The organism is Candidatus Providencia siddallii (assembly GCF_964026685.1).
Lineage (GTDB): Bacteria > Pseudomonadota > Gammaproteobacteria > Enterobacterales > Enterobacteriaceae > Providencia_A > Providencia_A siddallii_A.
Map to the genome: position 1 here is coordinate 205,696 of NZ_OZ034688.1, position 17,839 is coordinate 223,534.

At 21.2% G+C, this 17,839-nt stretch carries 15 protein-coding genes; 9 read left to right on the forward strand and 6 right to left on the reverse strand.

Translation table 4 applies throughout. The annotated features are described in order from the left end of the window. The first annotated feature begins 71 nt into the window (after nt 1–71). The 5 genes from menD (at nt 72) to menE (ending at nt 5,179) form a co-directional block, all read left to right on the forward strand. On the forward strand, nt 72–1,745 hold the full coding sequence (gene menD / locus AAGD61_RS00810) for a 2-succinyl-5-enolpyruvyl-6-hydroxy-3-cyclohexene-1-carboxylic-acid synthase (RefSeq protein WP_341765147.1): 1,674 nt from the start codon (nt 72–74) through the stop codon (nt 1,743–1,745). A 211-nt stretch (nt 1,746–1,956) separates the two neighbouring features. Continuing rightward, complete coding sequence (menB, locus tag AAGD61_RS00815; protein ID WP_341765148.1) at nt 1,957–2,814, forward strand: 1,4-dihydroxy-2-naphthoyl-CoA synthase; 858 nt, start codon at nt 1,957–1,959, stop codon at nt 2,812–2,814. Nucleotides 2,815–2,919: 105 nt separating this feature from the next. After that, a complete protein-coding gene (gene menC, locus AAGD61_RS00820) occupies nt 2,920–3,780 on the forward strand; it encodes an o-succinylbenzoate synthase (RefSeq protein WP_341765149.1) in 861 nt (286 codons plus the stop codon). Continuing rightward, entirely contained in the window at nt 3,768–3,926 is a 159-nt protein-coding gene (locus tag AAGD61_RS00825) for a hypothetical protein (RefSeq protein ID WP_341765150.1), read from the forward strand. The genes menC and AAGD61_RS00825 overlap by 13 nt, the downstream gene beginning before the upstream one ends. Next, a complete protein-coding gene (gene menE / locus AAGD61_RS00830) occupies nt 3,866–5,179 on the forward strand; it encodes an o-succinylbenzoate--CoA ligase (protein ID WP_341765151.1) in 1,314 nt (437 codons plus the stop codon). Before AAGD61_RS00825 ends, menE begins: the two co-directional genes overlap by 61 nt. Nucleotides 5,180–5,206: 27 nt before the next feature. Here the strand turns inward: menE and AAGD61_RS00835 are convergent, their stop codons facing one another. The 3 genes from AAGD61_RS00835 to AAGD61_RS00845 all read right to left on the reverse strand — a co-directional run bounded on the left by AAGD61_RS00835 (nt 5,207) and on the right by AAGD61_RS00845 (nt 8,582). Continuing rightward, complete coding sequence (locus AAGD61_RS00835) at nt 5,207–6,682, reverse strand: amino acid permease (protein ID WP_341765152.1); 1,476 nt, start codon at nt 6,680–6,682, stop codon at nt 5,207–5,209. A 265-nt stretch (nt 6,683–6,947) separates the two neighbouring features. Next, nucleotides 6,948–7,535 (reverse strand): bifunctional murein DD-endopeptidase/murein LD-carboxypeptidase, encoded by a 588-nt coding sequence (mepS, locus tag AAGD61_RS00840; RefSeq protein WP_341765153.1) that lies wholly within the window; start codon nt 7,533–7,535, stop codon nt 6,948–6,950. A 306-nt stretch (nt 7,536–7,841) separates the two neighbouring features. Further along, nucleotides 7,842–8,582, reverse strand: coding sequence for a YciK family oxidoreductase (locus AAGD61_RS00845; RefSeq protein WP_341765154.1), 741 nt, complete (start codon nt 8,580–8,582; stop codon nt 7,842–7,844). A 137-nt stretch (nt 8,583–8,719) separates the two neighbouring features. On the opposite strand from AAGD61_RS00845, the gene sohB reads away from it, so the two are divergent. Next, complete coding sequence (sohB, locus tag AAGD61_RS00850) at nt 8,720–9,739, forward strand: protease SohB (RefSeq protein WP_341765155.1); 1,020 nt, start codon at nt 8,720–8,722, stop codon at nt 9,737–9,739. Nucleotides 9,740–9,995: 256 nt separating this feature from the next. Here the strand turns inward: sohB and AAGD61_RS00855 are convergent, their stop codons facing one another. Then, nucleotides 9,996–12,032, reverse strand: a complete 2,037-nt coding sequence (locus AAGD61_RS00855; RefSeq protein WP_341765156.1) for a M13 family metallopeptidase — start codon at nt 12,030–12,032, stop codon at nt 9,996–9,998. Nucleotides 12,033–12,299: 267 nt separating this feature from the next. Continuing rightward, nucleotides 12,300–12,887, reverse strand: a complete 588-nt coding sequence (gene ribA, locus AAGD61_RS00860) for a GTP cyclohydrolase II (protein WP_341765157.1) — start codon at nt 12,885–12,887, stop codon at nt 12,300–12,302. Between the two features lie 193 nt (nt 12,888–13,080). Here ribA and AAGD61_RS00865 point away from each other — a divergent pair, with 193 nt between their 5' ends. Both AAGD61_RS00865 and pyrF read left to right on the forward strand, forming a co-directional pair. Then, on the forward strand, nt 13,081–13,800 hold the full coding sequence (locus AAGD61_RS00865; protein WP_341765158.1) for a phosphatase PAP2 family protein: 720 nt from the start codon (nt 13,081–13,083) through the stop codon (nt 13,798–13,800). Between the two features lie 354 nt (nt 13,801–14,154). After that, a complete protein-coding gene (gene pyrF / locus AAGD61_RS00870) occupies nt 14,155–14,913 on the forward strand; it encodes an orotidine-5'-phosphate decarboxylase (RefSeq protein ID WP_341765159.1) in 759 nt (252 codons plus the stop codon). Nucleotides 14,914–15,121: 208 nt separating this feature from the next. Here pyrF and nth read toward each other — a convergent pair whose 3' ends face one another. Further along, the gene (nth, locus tag AAGD61_RS00875; RefSeq protein ID WP_341765160.1) at nt 15,122–15,754 is read right to left on the reverse strand and encodes an endonuclease III; all 633 of its coding nucleotides are present in this window, start codon (nt 15,752–15,754) and stop codon (nt 15,122–15,124) included. 337 nt (nt 15,755–16,091) lie between these two features. Here nth and fumC point away from each other — a divergent pair, with 337 nt between their 5' ends. Next, on the forward strand, nt 16,092–17,489 hold the full coding sequence (gene fumC, locus AAGD61_RS00880) for a class II fumarate hydratase (RefSeq protein ID WP_341765161.1): 1,398 nt from the start codon (nt 16,092–16,094) through the stop codon (nt 17,487–17,489). The last annotated feature ends 350 nt before the right edge of the window (nt 17,490–17,839 follow it).

Genomic DNA, 17,839 nt, shown 5'->3' on the forward strand with positions numbered 1-17,839 from the left:
AAATAATGATTTTTTTAAAAGTAAATGTTTTATTATTAAAAATTATTTTTTAAAAAATATTGAGTGTATAAATGTCTAGTTATTCTTTTAATATTAGTTGGGCTGAAGTAATAATAGAATCACTTGTTCGTCATGAAATGAAATATATTTGCATAGCTCCAGGATCACGTTCTACGCCTTTAATTATAGCAGCTGCAAAAAATAAAAAATTGATATGTTATACTCATTTTGATGAAAGAGGTTTTGGATTTTTTGCTTTAGGTATTGCTAAAGCAAAAAAAAAACCAGTTGGTATTATTGTAACATCTGGTACTGCAGTTGCTAATTTGTATCCTTCATTGATTGAAGCAAGTATGACTGGAGAAAAAATTATTTTTATTACTGCTGATAGACCTCCTGAATTAATTGGTTGTGGAGCAAATCAATCAATTAAACAAAGTAATATATTTTCATCTTATCCAATGCAAACACTAATGTTACCAAGACCAACAGAAGAAATATCTGCTAAATGGTTAGTTTCATCTATTGATGATTGTATGAATAGATTAAATTATGGAGTTTTTCATATTAATTGTCCGTTTGCTGAACCTTTATATGGTGAAATAAAAGAACATGATAGTTGAAAAAAATCATTAAATAATTGGTGGGATTCGAAATGTTTATGGTTAAAAGAATCATATATAAACAAAATGTATTTTGTTGAAGATTGGTATTTTTGGAGACAAAAAAAAGGTATTTTGGTTATAGGAAAAATTGATGTAAAAGATAGCAAATATATTATTTATTGGGGAAAAAAATTAGGTTGGCCTATAATTGGTGATGTTTTATCGCAAATAGGACAACCTTATCCTTGTGCTGATTTATGGTTAAATCACCCGTTAATACAAAATATGTTTAATGAAGTAGAGTTAGTGATTCAATTTGGTTCTAATTTAACAGGAAAATATTTGTTGAATTGGTTATCAAATTGTAATCCAAAAGAATATTGGATTGTAGATTTAATGCCTCAACGATTAAATTTTGCAAATCATAGAGGTCGTAAATTTACTTGTTCTATAAAAAGTTGGTTAGATAACAATAAAGCATGTTTTAATTACTTTTGGTGTGAAAAATTATTTAAAATTGTACAAAATACTAAAAAATATGTACATAATCAATTAAATGAAAAATTATCTGAAGCTGCTATTGCGTATCAGTTACCTAAATTATTGCCACAATCAGGTCAATTATTTATTGGTAATAGTTTAATTCTTCGTTTAATTAATGCTTTTGCTCAATTACCAATTTCTTATCCTGTATATAGTAATAGCGGTGTAAAAGGTATTGATGGTCTTATATCAACTATGGCTGGTATTCAAATGGCAACAAAAAAACCAACATTAGGTATTATAGGTGATTTATCTGCTTTATATGATCTTAACAGTCTTATTTTATTGCGTAAACCTTTTGCTCCAATTGTTTTGATTATTATTAATAATAATGGTGGACAAATTTTTTCTATGTTACCAACACCAAAAGATTTTAAAAAAAAATTTTTTTGTATTCCACAGAATATTAATTTTAAATATGCAGCTAAAATGTTTAATTTAGAATATTATATACCAAATACTTGGTTAGAATTAAAATCAAAAATAGATCATTTTTGGTTTAATAAATCTCATACTTTGTTAGTAGAATTGATAGTTAATGATGATGAAGGGGTTAGAGTATTAAAACAATTAATGAAAGAAGTAGTTTTACTATAAAATATTTATTTATTATATATTTAATTAATTTTTTTTATTTTTATAAAATTGTTTATTTATAATAATCAATAAAAATATTTTTAATATTAGTTATTAATTGATATAAAAGCATATATTTTATATAAAAAATATTTAATTTTTTAAATATATTTTAAATATAAAGTTTTAAAGTTTTGTTTTTAATATATAAATAATGTATTTTGGAAAAAAAATGAATTTAAAAAATAAAAAAAGAGAATTAAATTTAATAAAATGGAAAGATTGTTCAAAAGGATATAATGATATAATTTATTATAAATCTGAAGATAATATTGCAAAAATTGTTATTAATCGCCCCCATGTATGTAATGCTTTTCGTCCTGAAACTGTAAAAGAAATGATTAATGCTTTATATGATGCTCGTTATGATGAAAAAATTGGTGTAATTATTTTAACAGGAAAAGGTAAAAAAGCATTTTGTTCAGGTGGTGATCAAAAAATTCGTGGAAATAATGGTGGTTATCTTGATAGTAACGGTATGTCACATTTAAATATATTAGATTTTCAACGTCAAATAAGAACATGTCCTAAACCTATTATAGCTATGGTTTCAGGATATGCTATTGGAGGTGGTAATATTTTACATATTATGTGTGATCTAACAATTGCTGCTGATAATGCTGTTTTTGGCCAAACTGGTCCGAAAGTAGGATCTTTTGATGGTGGATGGGGAGCTTCTTATATGGCTAGAATTGTTGGACAAAAAAAAGCTCGAGAAATTTGGTTTTTATGTCGTCAATATAATGCTAAAGAAGCTTTAGAAATGGGATTAGTTAACATTGTAGTTCCGTATATTCAATTAGAAAAAGAAACAATACATTGGTGTCGTAAAATTTTAGAAAATAGTCCAATTGCATTGCGTTGTTTGAAATCAGCATTAAATGCAGATTGTGATGGTCAATCAGGTTTGCAAGAATTATCTGGGAATGCAACTATGTTATTTTATATGACTAAAGAAAGTCAAGAAGGTCGTAATGCTTTTAATGAAAAACGAAAACCTGTGTTTTCTAAATATAAGAGAAATCCATAATGCATGCTAAAATTTACTTATTTAAATTATTTATTGTGAAAAATAGTATTTTTAATAAAATGAAGATTCGTAATGGTTTATTAATTTGTTTAAAAGATAAACAAAATGAAGGTTGAAGGTGAAATTTCTCCTTTGTTTGGATTTAGTAGAGAAACATTAGATCAAGTTATAGATGAAAGTATTATTAAATTAACTGAATGGTTAAAAACAGGATTAATTAATGATAGTTGCTTTCCATCTGTAGCTTTTGGTTGTAGTTGTGCATTAGCTGAATTAAATGGAGAACTACCTAAACAAACAAATTATTCAAAAGCATTATTATATACTTTTGATGACTTAAAAAAATTAATTTTAAATGTTAATAAAATAAAAAACAAAAAGATTGTTAAAATTAAAATTAATAATAATAAAATACTTAAAACTAGTAATCTTATAAATTTATTGTTTGAGACGATACCAAAATTGAACTTACGAATTGATGCTAATCGAAGTTTGACTTTTAATGAAGCTAATACATTTATTAATAATATAAATGTTCAGTATAGAGGATATATTGATTTTATTGAGGAACCATGTAAAACATATGAAGAGTCTATACAATTTGCAAAAAATACAGGAATTAATATTGCTTTAGATGAAAGTATACGTGAAGTTAATTTTAAATTAAAATCTGATTTTGGTGTTACTACAATTATAATAAAACCGACATTAATAGGTAGTTTATCATACTGTCGTGATTTAATTAAAAAAATACATCTTTTAGGATTAAATGCTGTGATTAGTTCATCATTTGAAAGTAGTTTTGGATTAACACAATTATCAAGAATTGCTTATTGGTTAACACCTAATACAATACCAGGATTGGATACAATTATGTATAATGATTCGCAATTAATCAGAGTATGGCCAGGATGTTTTTTACCTGTAAAACAATTAAATGATTTAAAAATTATATGAAAAAGTTAAATATTTTAAACGATTGGCCTTGGATACATTGGAGTAATATTCAACCATATTCAATAGCAATAAAAACAGAATCAAAAAATTATACATGGCTTTCTTTAAAAAAAAAATTAATAAAATTGGAGCTTATTTATCGAGTCAAGGTTTAAAAAAAAATCAAATAGTAATGTTACGCGGTAAAAATTGTATTGATATTTTGTTATGTCAATTAGCAATTATATCTATTGGGTCAATTGTTTTGCTATTGAATCCATATTTATCGAAATTTTTACTTGATGAATTGCTTGTTCATTTAAATATTGATTTTATTATTGATTTTAATTTAGATAAATCATATTTATTTAATTATTCTAAATTAGAATATTTTAATTATAACAAATATAAAATAAAAAATAATTTTAAATTATTGAAATATTCTGAATTACTTAAAAAACCTGCTACATTAATTTTAACATCTGGTTCTAATGGATTACCAAAAGCTGTTGTACATAATATTTTTGCTCATATGAATAGTGCAAATAGTGTACTTGACGTTATTAATTATGAAAAATATGATTGTTGGTTATTATCATTACCATTATTTCATATATCAGGACAAGGAATAGTATGGAGATGGTTATTGCGTGGTGGTTTAATAGCGTTCAAGGAAAAAAAATTGTCAGATTCATTACATGGTGTTACTCATGTTTCTTTGGTTCCTACTCAACTTTTTCGTTTATTTAATAAAGATAGACGTATTTTATTAAATTTAAAAGAAATATTATTAGGTGGAAGTATGATTCCAATATCATTAACAACAAAAATTGCAAATTTGGGTATTACTTGTTGGTGTAGTTATGGTATGACAGAAATGGCTTCTACTGTTTGTATTAAAGTTACGAATAATAAAAATGGTGTTGGTCTTCCGTTAAAAGGAAAAAAAATTCGTATAATTAATAATGAAATACAAATAAAATCAAATACTAAAGCTTTAGGTTATTGGTTTGATGGTGATATTGTACCATTGAATTGTATTAATGGATGGTTTAAAACTAATGATAGAGGAGCTTATATTAATGGAGAATATCATGTTTTCGGTCGTTTAGATAATTTATTTTTTAGTGGTGGTGAATTTATTCAACCTGAATATATAGAAAAAATAATTAATTCTCATAAAAATGTAATACAGAGTTTTATAATTCCTATTAAAGATAAAGAATTTGGATATAAACCAGTTGCTGTATTAGAATTAAGAGAAAAAACATCAATTTCAATTATTGAAAAATGGTTAAAAGATAAAGTAGCTCCTTATCAATATCCAATTTATTTTTGTCGTTTATTACCTGAATTTAAAGTATGTATTAATAAGATTTCTAGAAAATATATAAAAAAATGGTTTTTATCAAAAAATATATTTAAATAATTAATAATTATTTAAATATATATTGTTTTAATGATTTTTTGTTTGAGAATTTATAAAATTCATATTTTTATATTTAACAAAATAACTTTTTTTTATAATTTTATATCCTATCCAAATTATTAAAAATATAAAGATACTAATATAATTTGTTATCAATTTTAACCAATTAATTTTATTTTCTAAAAATATTTGATAACTTTGACTAAATATAATTATAAAACATAATATAAATGCAAATATAGGACCTATTGGAAAAAATTTTGAATGATATGGTAAATCGTTAATATTTTTTCCATGAAAAATATATCCTTTACGAAATCTATAATGACTAATTGCAATACCTAGCCAAGCAATAAATCCTGTCATACCAGAAGTATTTAATAACCATATATAAATTGTTTTATTATTAAACATTGAACTTAAAAAACAAATAGATGCAATAAATGTTGTAGCTAATAAAGAATTAAGTGGAATACCGTTTTTAGAAAGATTACTAAAAATTTTATGAGCTTTTTTATCTATGGATAAAGCATATAATATACGACTAGAAGCATACATACCAGAATTACCAGCAGATAAAATTGCAATTAAAATAATTATATTTATTATTGATGCGGCATATAATAAACCAGAATTTTTAAATACTAAAGTAAAAGGACTTATACTTATATTTTTAATATTATTGTTTAATAAATTTAAATCATTATAAGGGATAATAAGACTAATAATTAAAATAGTGAGAATATAAAATAATAAAATACGCCAAAAAACTTTTTTTATTGCATTTGGAATATTTTTACTTGGATTTTCAGATTCTCCTGCTGTTATTCCAATAAGTTCAGTTCCTTGAAAAGAAAAACTTACAATCATTAAAACATTAATAATTGAAAAAAATCCATTAGTAAATTGCACATTGTTAATTTGTAATTTATTAAATTCTTGATTTATTATAATGTTTAAAATTATTGTAAAACCAACGATAATAAAAATTATTATTGTTGTGATTTTAATCAATGAAAACCAGTACTCTATTTCACCAAAATATTTTACAGATAGAAAATTAATTAAAAAAATTATTGTTAAAAAAATAATACTCCAAACCCAACATGGACTTTTTGGAAACCAAAAACTCATTATTAATTGTGCAGAAACTAAATCAACTGCAATAGTAACAGCTCAGTTATACCAATAATTTCAACTTAAAGCAAATCCAAAACCTTCATCTACATATTTAGAACCATATGTTGCAAATGATCCAGATACAGGCATATATGCAGCTAATTCGCCTAAACTTGTCATCAAGAAATAAACCATTAATCCAACAATAGAATAAGAAAATAGTGTACCGTATGGCCCAGCTTGTGTTAATATCGCTCCTGATGCAACAAATAGTCCAGTTCCTATTGATCCACCAATAGCAATCATAGTAATATGTCGTTGTTTTAAATTACGACGTAATTTAATATTATTTTTTTGTAAATCATTAATTATTTTTTTTGACATTTATTATCTACTATTTTTAATAGTTTATATATTAAAAAATAATTTAAATTATATACTTGTTGTAAATATATTTTGAATGATATTTTAAAATAAAATGAATTATTTTTTAGTTTTATATTGATGTTTGTAATATAAAAAAACAAATAAGTATTATGTTAAAATTTTTATATATTAGATAGTTATTTTTTTAAAAAAAATATGATATTAAAATAATTATAATTTTTAATAGATTATTTTTAATTATTAATTATGTAAAATAATAAGTTTATATATTATTTATAATACGTCTTCCTGTATAGTATTTTTTGTTTCAATATGAATTAGTTATTTTTGAAATAATAACACCATTACTTGTTGATGCATGAATAAATTTTTCATCTCCTATGTAAATGCCTACATGTTTTAATGTATTATTTATTTTAAATAATACTATATCTCCAATTTTTAAGCTTTTTCTTTTAACACTTTTTCCAGAAAATTCTTGTTCTGAAGTAGTTCGTGGTAGTTGTATTCCAAATTGTTCAAAAAAAGTTTGTTGTACAAAACTTGAACAATCAATTCCTTTTTTTGTTGTCCCGCCAAGTTTATATATAACATTTTTCCAATTATTATATTGTTTCATTATTTTTGATTTAGCATTAATAAGTTGAATTAATTGTTCAAAATCATCTTGAGATATTTGTGTTATAGAGTTGTTATATATGTTATTATTTATATAATTTTTAGAAAAATTTTCTGTATTTTTTAATTTTTTTAAATCTTTTAAATTAGAACAAGAAATTAAAGTTAATGCTATAATTATTAAAATTATAATATTTAAACAAAAATTTTTATTTTTTTTATTAATTAACATTATATTATACATCTTTATTTAAAAATAATATTTTAGATATTTATTTTTTAATGATTATTTAATATATGAAATAATTTTGTAATTTTTTTGATTTTTTTTATTTATTAATTTTATTTAATTTATATTAATAAATATATAATATGTTGAATATTTTTTGAAAATATTATTTTTTAAAATATTTTTATATACAAATATTATTTATATATATATAAATATTTATGTATGTTGTAAAAAATACTTTTGTGAAGCAATTGAAAATATATAAAATATATTTATATTTTTATGGTATTTAGATACTAAAATATTTTATTTTTGAGCATCAAAACTAATACCGGTTTTTTTTAAGCTATCGTTACTCATTAAATAAATATAAATTGGCATTATATCTATTGGTTTTTTTAGTATCGATGAATTTTCTAATGGAAAAGCTTTTTTACGCATTTTAGTATAAACAGCACCTGGATTTATACAATTAATTCTTAAATTTGTTTTCTTATATTCTTTTGAAAGAATTTTCATTAGACCTTCTGTTGCAAATTTAGAAACAGCATAAGCACCCCAACCAGCGCGACATTTTTTACCTGCTGTTGAACTTGTAAATACTAATGAAGGGTTTTGTGCTTTCATTAATAATGGAAGCAAAACTTTAGTTAATATAAAAACTCCATTAAGATTAACTTGTATCACTTTATTCCAAACATTAATAGGTTGATCTTTTATTGATGAAATAGTTCCTAAAATTCCAGCGTTATGTATAACACCATCTAAATATTTATATGTTTTAGAAATATTTTTTGCTAAATTTTTATATTTTTCATTGGTTGCTGTAAGTAAATCTAATGTATAAACATATGATTCTTTTGTTGTTAATTTTTTAATTTCTAAACTAACAGCATCAAGTTTTTTTTTTGTTTTTCCTACTAAAATTATCGAAGCACCAAAACGTGCAAAAGTTATTGCTGCTTCACGACCAATTCCATCTCCGGAACCTGTTATTAAAATTATTTTTTTATTTAAAATATTTTGTTTTGGTTTGTATTGAAACATAATTTACATAAAGTTTATTTTTTATTAAAATAGTAAGAAAAGTTAAATTGTATTTTTTTATATAATTTAACGATTTTATTTTGTATATTAAATAGTTTATTATAAATAATAAATATATATATTAGAAGGATTATTTTGTGGAATATTTATCTTTATATGGGTTATTTTTAGCTAAAATATTTACAATTGTAATTTTAGTTGTATTAATAGTATTTTTTACGTTTGGAATTGGTATAAAACGATATGAATCAAAAGGTTTTTTAAAAATTATAAAATTAAATAAAAAATATCTTGAATATCAACGTAAAATTAAACATGTTAAAATGAATGATTCAGAAAAAAAGATATGGTTAAAAAAAATAAAAAAACAACAAAAATTAAAATTAAAAAATAGAAAAAATAATTTAAAATTAGGTAATTTATTAAAAAAACCATGTTTGTATGTTTTAGATTTTAAAGGAAGTATAAATGCTAATGAAGTTATATCTTTAAGAGAAGAAATAACTGCTATTCTTTCAGTTATTGAAAAAGAAGATGAAGTTTTACTTCGTTTGGAAAGTTCAGGAGGCATTGTTTCAGCTTATGGTTTAGCTGCTTCTCAATTAATGAGAATAAAAGAAAAAAATATTCCTTTAACTATTGTTGTTGATAAAATTGCTGCTAGTGGTGGTTATATGATGGCATGTATTGCAGATACAATTATTGCTGCCCCGTTTTCAATAATAGGATCTATTGGTGTAGTTGCTCAAATACCAAATTTTTATAAATTATTAAAAAAATATAATATAGATATTGAATTACATACGGCTGGTGAATATAAAAGAACGTTAACATTATTAGGTAAAAATACTGAAGAAGGACGTAAAAAATTTATAGAAGATTTAAATTCAACTCATAAATTATTTAAAGATTTTGTTCATAAAAATCGTCCTTTATTAGATATAGAATCTTTATCAACTGGTGAATATTGGTATGGTCAAGATGCTTTAAATAAAGGTTTAATTGATAAAATTGGAGTTAGTGATGATATAATTATGAATTCAATAAAAAATAAAAAAGTTATTAGTATTAATTATTCTATAAATAGAAAAATATTATATAGATTGACTGATAATATTACAAAAAATATTAATAAATTTCTATGGAATAATTTATAACAAAAAAATATTTTTATATAATGCGAATTATAAATTTAATATAAATTATTTAAATTTAATATTTTATAAAACGTAATTTTATTACGTTTTATAAAATAAGTTGTTATTTGTTAGATTATATATTTTTTATAATTTAATTTTAAAAAAAAATTAATGTTATTTATTATTTAACTATAAAAAAAAGATATGTTTTTTATTTTTGCTAAAATAAATAGTTGATATTAATTTTGTTAATAATTAAAAAATTAAAATATTTTTACCAAATAAAAACTCGTTCTTCAGGTTTTAAATAAAGTTTGTTATTTTCATTTACATCAAATGCTATATACCATTCTTCAATGTTACGAATAACACCATTAGTGCGAAATTTGTATGGACTATGAGGATCTGTTATAATTCTATTAAGTTCTGATTCTTTATTAGATAATTCACGCCATATTCTAGCCCATGAAATAAAAAAATATTGTAATCCAATTTTATAATTATTTTTTTGAGATTTTTTTAAATAATTTTTTTTTGTGTAATGTTTATATGAATTTAAAGCTATATTTAATCCACCTAAATCTCCAATGTTTTCTCCAAGTGTTAAATTTCCATTTATTTTTTTACCATTTACTTCAAAAGTATTGTATTGGTTTATTAATTTTTTTGTTTTTTCTTTAAAATTATTTTTAGCTGTATCGCTCCACCAATTTCGTAATTGACCTGTACTGTCATATAAACTTCCTTGATCATCAAAAGCATGTCCCATTTCATGTGCAATAACTGCTCCAATTGAACCATAATTATATGCAGGATCAACATTACAATCGAAAAATGGAGCCTGTAATATTGCTGCAGGGAATACTATTTCATTTTGAACTGGATTAAAATATGCATTTACAGTTTGAGGTGTCATTTCCCATTCCCATTTACGATTTGGTTGTCCTAATTTACTTAGTGTATTTTTATTATTCCATTTTAAAATTTGTTTGTAATTATTTATAAGTGTTTTTGAATTAAGATTTATATCACTAAAATCATTCCATTTATCTGGATAACCAATTTTTATTGAAAAATTATCAAGTTTTTTTAATGCTTCTTGTTGTGTAAATGAATCCATCCAATTGTTGTTTTTTAATCGTTCACTAAATGTTTTTCGTATATTGTTAACTAATTCTTGAATTTTTTCTTTTGAATTTTGATTAAAATATTTTTTGACATATATTTTTCCTAGAGCTTCACCTTGAAGTGAATTAATTATTTGTAAAGCTTTTTGTTTTCTTGTTCTTTGTTTTTTTATACCATAAAGTTTTTTTGAAAAAAAATTAAAATGTATATCAAAAAATTCTTTGTTTAAAAAACCTGCATATCTATTTATATGTTTTAAAATAAGATAATCTTTAATAGTTGAAATTTGTGTGTTAAGAAATATTTTTATTGTATTTTGTACAGAGCTATCTGTTTCTACAATAATTTTTTTAAGTTTTTCTTCATTTAATTTATTTTTTTTTATAAAAAAATCCCAATTAAATCCATTTGTAAAATTTTTCATTTCCTGTAATGACATAGCATTATAATTTTTAATGGTATCACGTTGTTCTTCAGGTGTTCAATGTATTTTAGCTATAGATTTTTCTAATTCAAGTATTTTTTTTGCTCTATTATTAACATTATTTTCACCTAATTTTTTTAAAATAATTGTTATATAATTATAATAATCTTTACGAATTTTTTTCATTTGATCTGAATTTTCAAGATAATAATTACGATTAGGTAGTTCTAAATTTCCTTGACTTATATATAAAATATATTCTTTTGGATTTTTAGCATCTAAATCTACCCAATAATTAATTATTGAACTATAGTATGGTGATGTCATTAAATTACTTATTTCATTGTGGTTTTTTGCTTGTTTAATTGTTTTTAAATCATTTTTTATAGGAAGAATTCCAATTTTTTCAATAATATCTTTATTTATGTAGCTTAAATAGAGATTACGAATATTTCGTTGGTTATGGTCAAGTTTGCTTTCATTAATTATTTGAAGTTCATTAATTATATGTTGTAATTGTTTTTCTAAAATTAAATATAAATCAATAAAAGAATTAATTCGTGGCATCCCATTTGGAATTTTTGCGTTATTTATCCAATTATTATTAACGTAATTATAAAAATCATCACCGGGTTGAATTGAATCTGATAATATAATTTTTTGATTTTTATTATAAAATATTTCTTTTGCTATAACTTGATTTGTAAAAGAAGAAAATGTTGATATCCCAATGAATAAAATTATCATATTGTTATGCACGTAATAATTCCTTATTTTTTATAAAATTATTTAAAAATTAAATGTGTATTTATTTGAATTTTTTGAAGAAAATTTCATTAAGAATTAATATATCATTAATTGATATTTTAATATGTATGTATAAATATAGTCAAGTTTTTTAAAAATATTTTTTTATATTTAATTGTTATTGTTTATTATTATACTTATAATATAATATAAAACTATAATATATGAATATATATTTTATAAAAAAAATATTTTATAATTTTTAAAATTAATTAAAAATTATAATAAAATATGTCCCATTTTTTTTGCTTTTATATCTAAATAATTTTTATTATTTGGATTACGACCAACTATCAATGGAACTCGTTCAATCACGTTAATTTTTGCGTTTCTCATTATATCTACTTTTTTAGGATTATTAGTTAATAATCGAATTTTTTTTATACCTAATAATTTATACATATCAGCACATATTGTAAAATCACGTTCATCTGCTTTAAAACCTAATTTTATATTTGCCTCTACTGTATCAAATCCTTGATCTTGTAAACTATAAGCACGAATTTTATTAAGTAAACCAATATTTCTACCTTCTTGTCTATGATATAAAAGAACTCCACGACCTTCTTTGCTTATTTGAATTAAAGCAGTTTTTAATTGAAAACCGCAATCACAACGTAAACTAAATAATGCATCACCAGTTAAACATTCAGAATGAATACGGCTTAATACAGGTTTATAACCTGAAATATCACCAAAAATTAATGCTATATGATCTTGTTTTGTTAGTTTTTCTTCAAAACCAATCATAATAAATTGACCAAATGGAGTAGGTATTTTAGTTTGTGCAATGATTTTTAGCTGCATATTTTTTCTCATTGGTGTTATAATTCTTTTTGGATTGATAATGTTTTATCAATATAAAAAACAGATGCAGTTTTAAATAATTATTTATACTTTTATATTTTAAAATATATTTTTGATATATATATTATTAATGTATAGTATTACTATATCAAAGTTAAATAAAAGTAAAAAATATTTTTTTAAAAAGAAAAAAATGAAAAAAATAACTTTAATTATTATTTTTTTTTCTATTATATTAATAATTCCTTATTTTTTTATAATTTTTAAAAATTTAACTTGTTTTCAAGAAATTGATAGTAAATTAATAAAATATTTTTTATTATTAACTAATACAGCTGGTTTTCCGTATGCTATTTTATTATCAGTTATATTTTTATATTTTATATTATATTTTATTAATAATAAAAAAAAACAATTTCAAATAGCGATTATTTTATTATTTTGTATATTTTCACAACAATGTTTTAAAATATTAATTAAAAATATTTTTCAAAAACCAAGACCTTATGTTATTTGGTTATATAATAAAAATAAAAGAATAAATTTAAATTTTTATGATTTAAAAAAATATGAACGTATATATTTAATTGAAAAGATTGCTAAACAAAATAACGTATCTGTATTACAATATAAACATTGGCAAAGCGAAACTAGTTATTCGTTTCCATCAGGTCATGTGTTGTTTGTTTTTGATTGGTTGTTTTTATTTATAATTTTTTTTTGGCATCGTAAAAAATATTTTTTATTTATTATATTAATAATATGGGCTGAAGGGGTATCTTTTAGTCGTATATTATTAGGAATGCATTGGCCTATTGATGTTATAGCTTCAATTATAATTAGTGCAATATTTACTTTGTTTTTTTATAAAATTTTTATATATAAAAATTTTATAAAAAAACAAAGTAAATAAAAATTAATATTTTTTAATTTTTTTTTATTATTTATAATTTTATTGTTTTAATTTAATATATATATATTTTTATTAAATATTAAAAATTATAATATTTAAGTATTTTGAATTTTGTTTGAAATGATTTTTTTAAAAATTTAAATTTTATTATTTTATTTAATTGTTTAAAAAAATATCAAGATATTTTTGAAATATAAGATATTGTTTTTGAATATATTTTATTATATTAAATATATTAGTATTATTAATATATGTGAAGTTAGTTTTTAATATTATTTTTTGTAAAAATATTAATAATTATATTATATTTTAAATTTATTAACTATATTAATTAACTAATAAAAAGGTTTTAAAATGTCTAATTTAAAAGAAAAATCATTATGTTTTAATCAAAAAATTATTGTTGCATTAGATTATAAAAATATTAACGAAGCATTAGCTTTTATTGATAATATAAATCCAAAAGATTGTAAATTAAAAGTTGGACAAGAAATTTTTACTATTAATGGTCCTAGTATTGTTAAAATACTTCATGATCGTGGTTTTGATGTTTTTTTAGATTTAAAATTTCATGATATTTCTTATACTGTTTCACGTGCAGTTGCCGCAGCAGCAGATATGGGTGTATGGATGGTAAATATTCATGCTATTGGTGGTGTTCGTATGATGGAAGCTGCAAAAAACGCTTTAAAAAATTATTCTTATGATGCTCCATTATTAACAGCAGTTACAGTTTTAACTAATTTAAATCAGTTAGATTTTAATCGTTTAGGTATATATATTAATCTTCGTAAATATACAAAACATCTTGCTTTATTAAGTAAGGCATGTGGTCTTGATGGTGTTATTTGTTCTACTAGTGAAATTCAAGAATTAAGAAAAGCATGTGGCGTTGATTTTAAATTAATTACACCTGGAATTCGTATTTTAGGTGATAGTTCAGATGATCATGAAAATATCATGACTCCAGAAGATGCAATAAAAAAAGGATCTGATTATATAGTTATTGGTCGATCTATTACGCGTACTAATAATCAATCTTTTATACTTAAGCAAATTAATAATTCAATAAATAAATTATATTTATCTAAAAGTGTATCTCTTAATAAATAATATTTTAATTATTTAAATTATTATTATTGATATAATAACATAATGTTATTTATAAATTTGTAAAAATATTTTTATTATTTATGTTATATTATTTTTTATTGATATAAAATTTATTAAAAAAAATAATTTATATTATTTGTATTTTTTTAAATTTTAAAAATAAATAAGTTGTTTTTAAAAGCATTCATTAATTTTATTTAAAAAGATTTTATATATAATATTTATTAAAATCGCATAAGTCTTTTATTATGCAAGAATAACAAGTAGGTTTTTTTGATTTACAAACATATTTTCCATGCAATAAAAACCAATTATGAAAATTAATTTTAAATTTTTTAGGTACAATTTTAAGTAATTTTTTTTCAATTATAGTTACATTTTTACCGGTTGCAAAACCTGTTCTATTACATACACGAAAAATATGAGTATCTACAGCAATTGTAGGTAAACCAAATATAACATTAAGAATTATATTAGCTGTTTTATCACCTATACCTGGTAATTTTTTAAGAAGAATTTTATTTTTTGGTATTTGACTATTATATTTTTTAATTAAAATATTACATGTTTTATATATATTTTTAGCTTTTTTATTATACAAACCAATTGTTTTAATATATTTTTTTATCCCATCGATTCCAATCAATATCATTTTTTCAGGTGTATTAGCTATTTTATATAGATTTATTGTAGCTTTATTTACACTAATATCTGTACTTTTAGCTGAAAGTAATGTAGATACTAATAATTCAAAATGTGAATTATATTTTAATTCTGTAGTGGGATTTGGATTATTGTTTTTTAAACGAAATAAAATTTTTATTCGTTTTTCTCTATTCATTGTTATTGTTTTATAATAGTAAAATTATTATTTATTGATATTACAATTAATAATATTTATTATTTATTTTAAATAATATTACATAATTAATATAGATATTTAAATTATTTTATTAGGATTAAATTTATAATGTATTTTAAAATATTATTTTTTATAGAATAGATATATATAATTTTATGTTAAAATTTATGTAATTTTTTATAAAAATTAAATAAATATTTGATCGTTTTTTTATATAAGAATATTATTTGTTAGTAAAATAATAAATTATATATATAAGTAATATATTTATACATAAATATATATTTTAAACAATATTATAAAAGGAAAAATATTTATGGAAAAAACTCGTATAGAAAAAGATTCTTTTGGAACAATTGAAGTACCTGATAATAGATTATGGGGGGCACAAACTCAACGTTCTTTAAAATATTTTTGTATTTCAACAGAAAAAATGCCAATATCTTTAATACGTGCTTTAGCAATAGTTAAAAAAGCTTCTGCTATTGTAAATATTGATTTAGGATTATTAAAAAAAGAATATGGATTAGCAATTATTTCTGCTGCTGATGAAATTTTATCTAATAAACATATAAATGAATTTCCTCTTGTTATATGGCAAACTGGTTCTGGTACTCAAACTAATATGAATATGAATGAAGTTTTAGCTAATAGAGCAAGCGAAATTCTTGGAAGTAAAAAAGGAATTGGACGTATTATTCATCCTAATGATGATGTAAATAAAAATCAAAGTTCTAATGATGTTTTTCCAACTGCAATGCATATTTCAGTTATTTTAAATATTTGTGAAAATTTATTACCTGAAGTAAAAAATTTGTTTAATACATTAAATATAAAAGCAAAAGAATTTAAAAATGTAATCAAAATAGGCAGAACTCATTTACAAGATGCTACACCGTTAACTTTAGGTCAAGAAATTTCAGGTTGGTCGTCTATGTTAATGAATAATTTTGTACACATAGAAAATTCGTTATCTCATGTTCGTGAAATAGCTTTAGGAGGTACAGCAGTAGGTACAGGATTAAATACTCATTCAGAATATTCAATAATGGTTGCCGAAAAAATTTCTGAATTAACAAAACATCTTTTTATAACTTCTCCTAATAAGTTTGAATCTATTTCTACTTGTGATGCTTTAGTTCATTCTCATGGTTCATTAAAAGGTTTAGCAGTATCATTAATGAAAATATCAAATGATATTAGGTGGTTATCATCTGGACCACGTTGTGGTATTGGTGAAATTTTTATACCTGAAAATGAACCTGGAAGTTCAATTATGCCTGGTAAAGTTAATCCAACTCAATGTGAATCGTTAAATATGATTTGTGCTCAAGTAATGGGAAATGATGTATCTATTAATATAGGTGGATCATCAGGTAATTTTGAATTAAATGTTTTTCGTCCGATGTTAATATATAATTTTTTACAATCTGTAGAATTATTATCTGATGGTATTAAAAGTTTTAATAAAAATTGTGTTATAGGTATAAAAGCTAATTATAAACGTATTAATGAATTATTAAATAAATCTTTAATGCTTGTAACTATTTTAAATACACATATTGGTTATGATAAATCTGCTGAAATTGCAAAAAAAGCATATAAAGAAAACTTAACTCTTAAAGAATCAGCTTTAGCATTAAATTATTTAACAGAAGAGCAATTTGATAAATTTGTTCGTCCAGAAAATATGATTGGTGATATAAATTTATAAAAGAATTTTTTTAAAAGAATATTATTTATTTTTTAAAATATTATTTATTAAATATATATTTTTTTAATTGTTTTATTAATTAAAATATTTTTTTTATTAAAGTTTTTTATTAAAATATAAAATATTTATTATATTTTATATTATACACGTTATAATTGTTAATTAAATATGATTTAAATAATATTTTGTTATAGTAAAATATATTTTTATTTTTATGGATTTTATTTTTTAATTAGTTTTATTTAAAATTATTATTTTGATTAATTAATGTTTATTAATGATTAATTAAATTTATTTTTTTTATTTTTGTTAAAAATTTTAAGTTTTTTATTTTTATTGTGAATTATTTT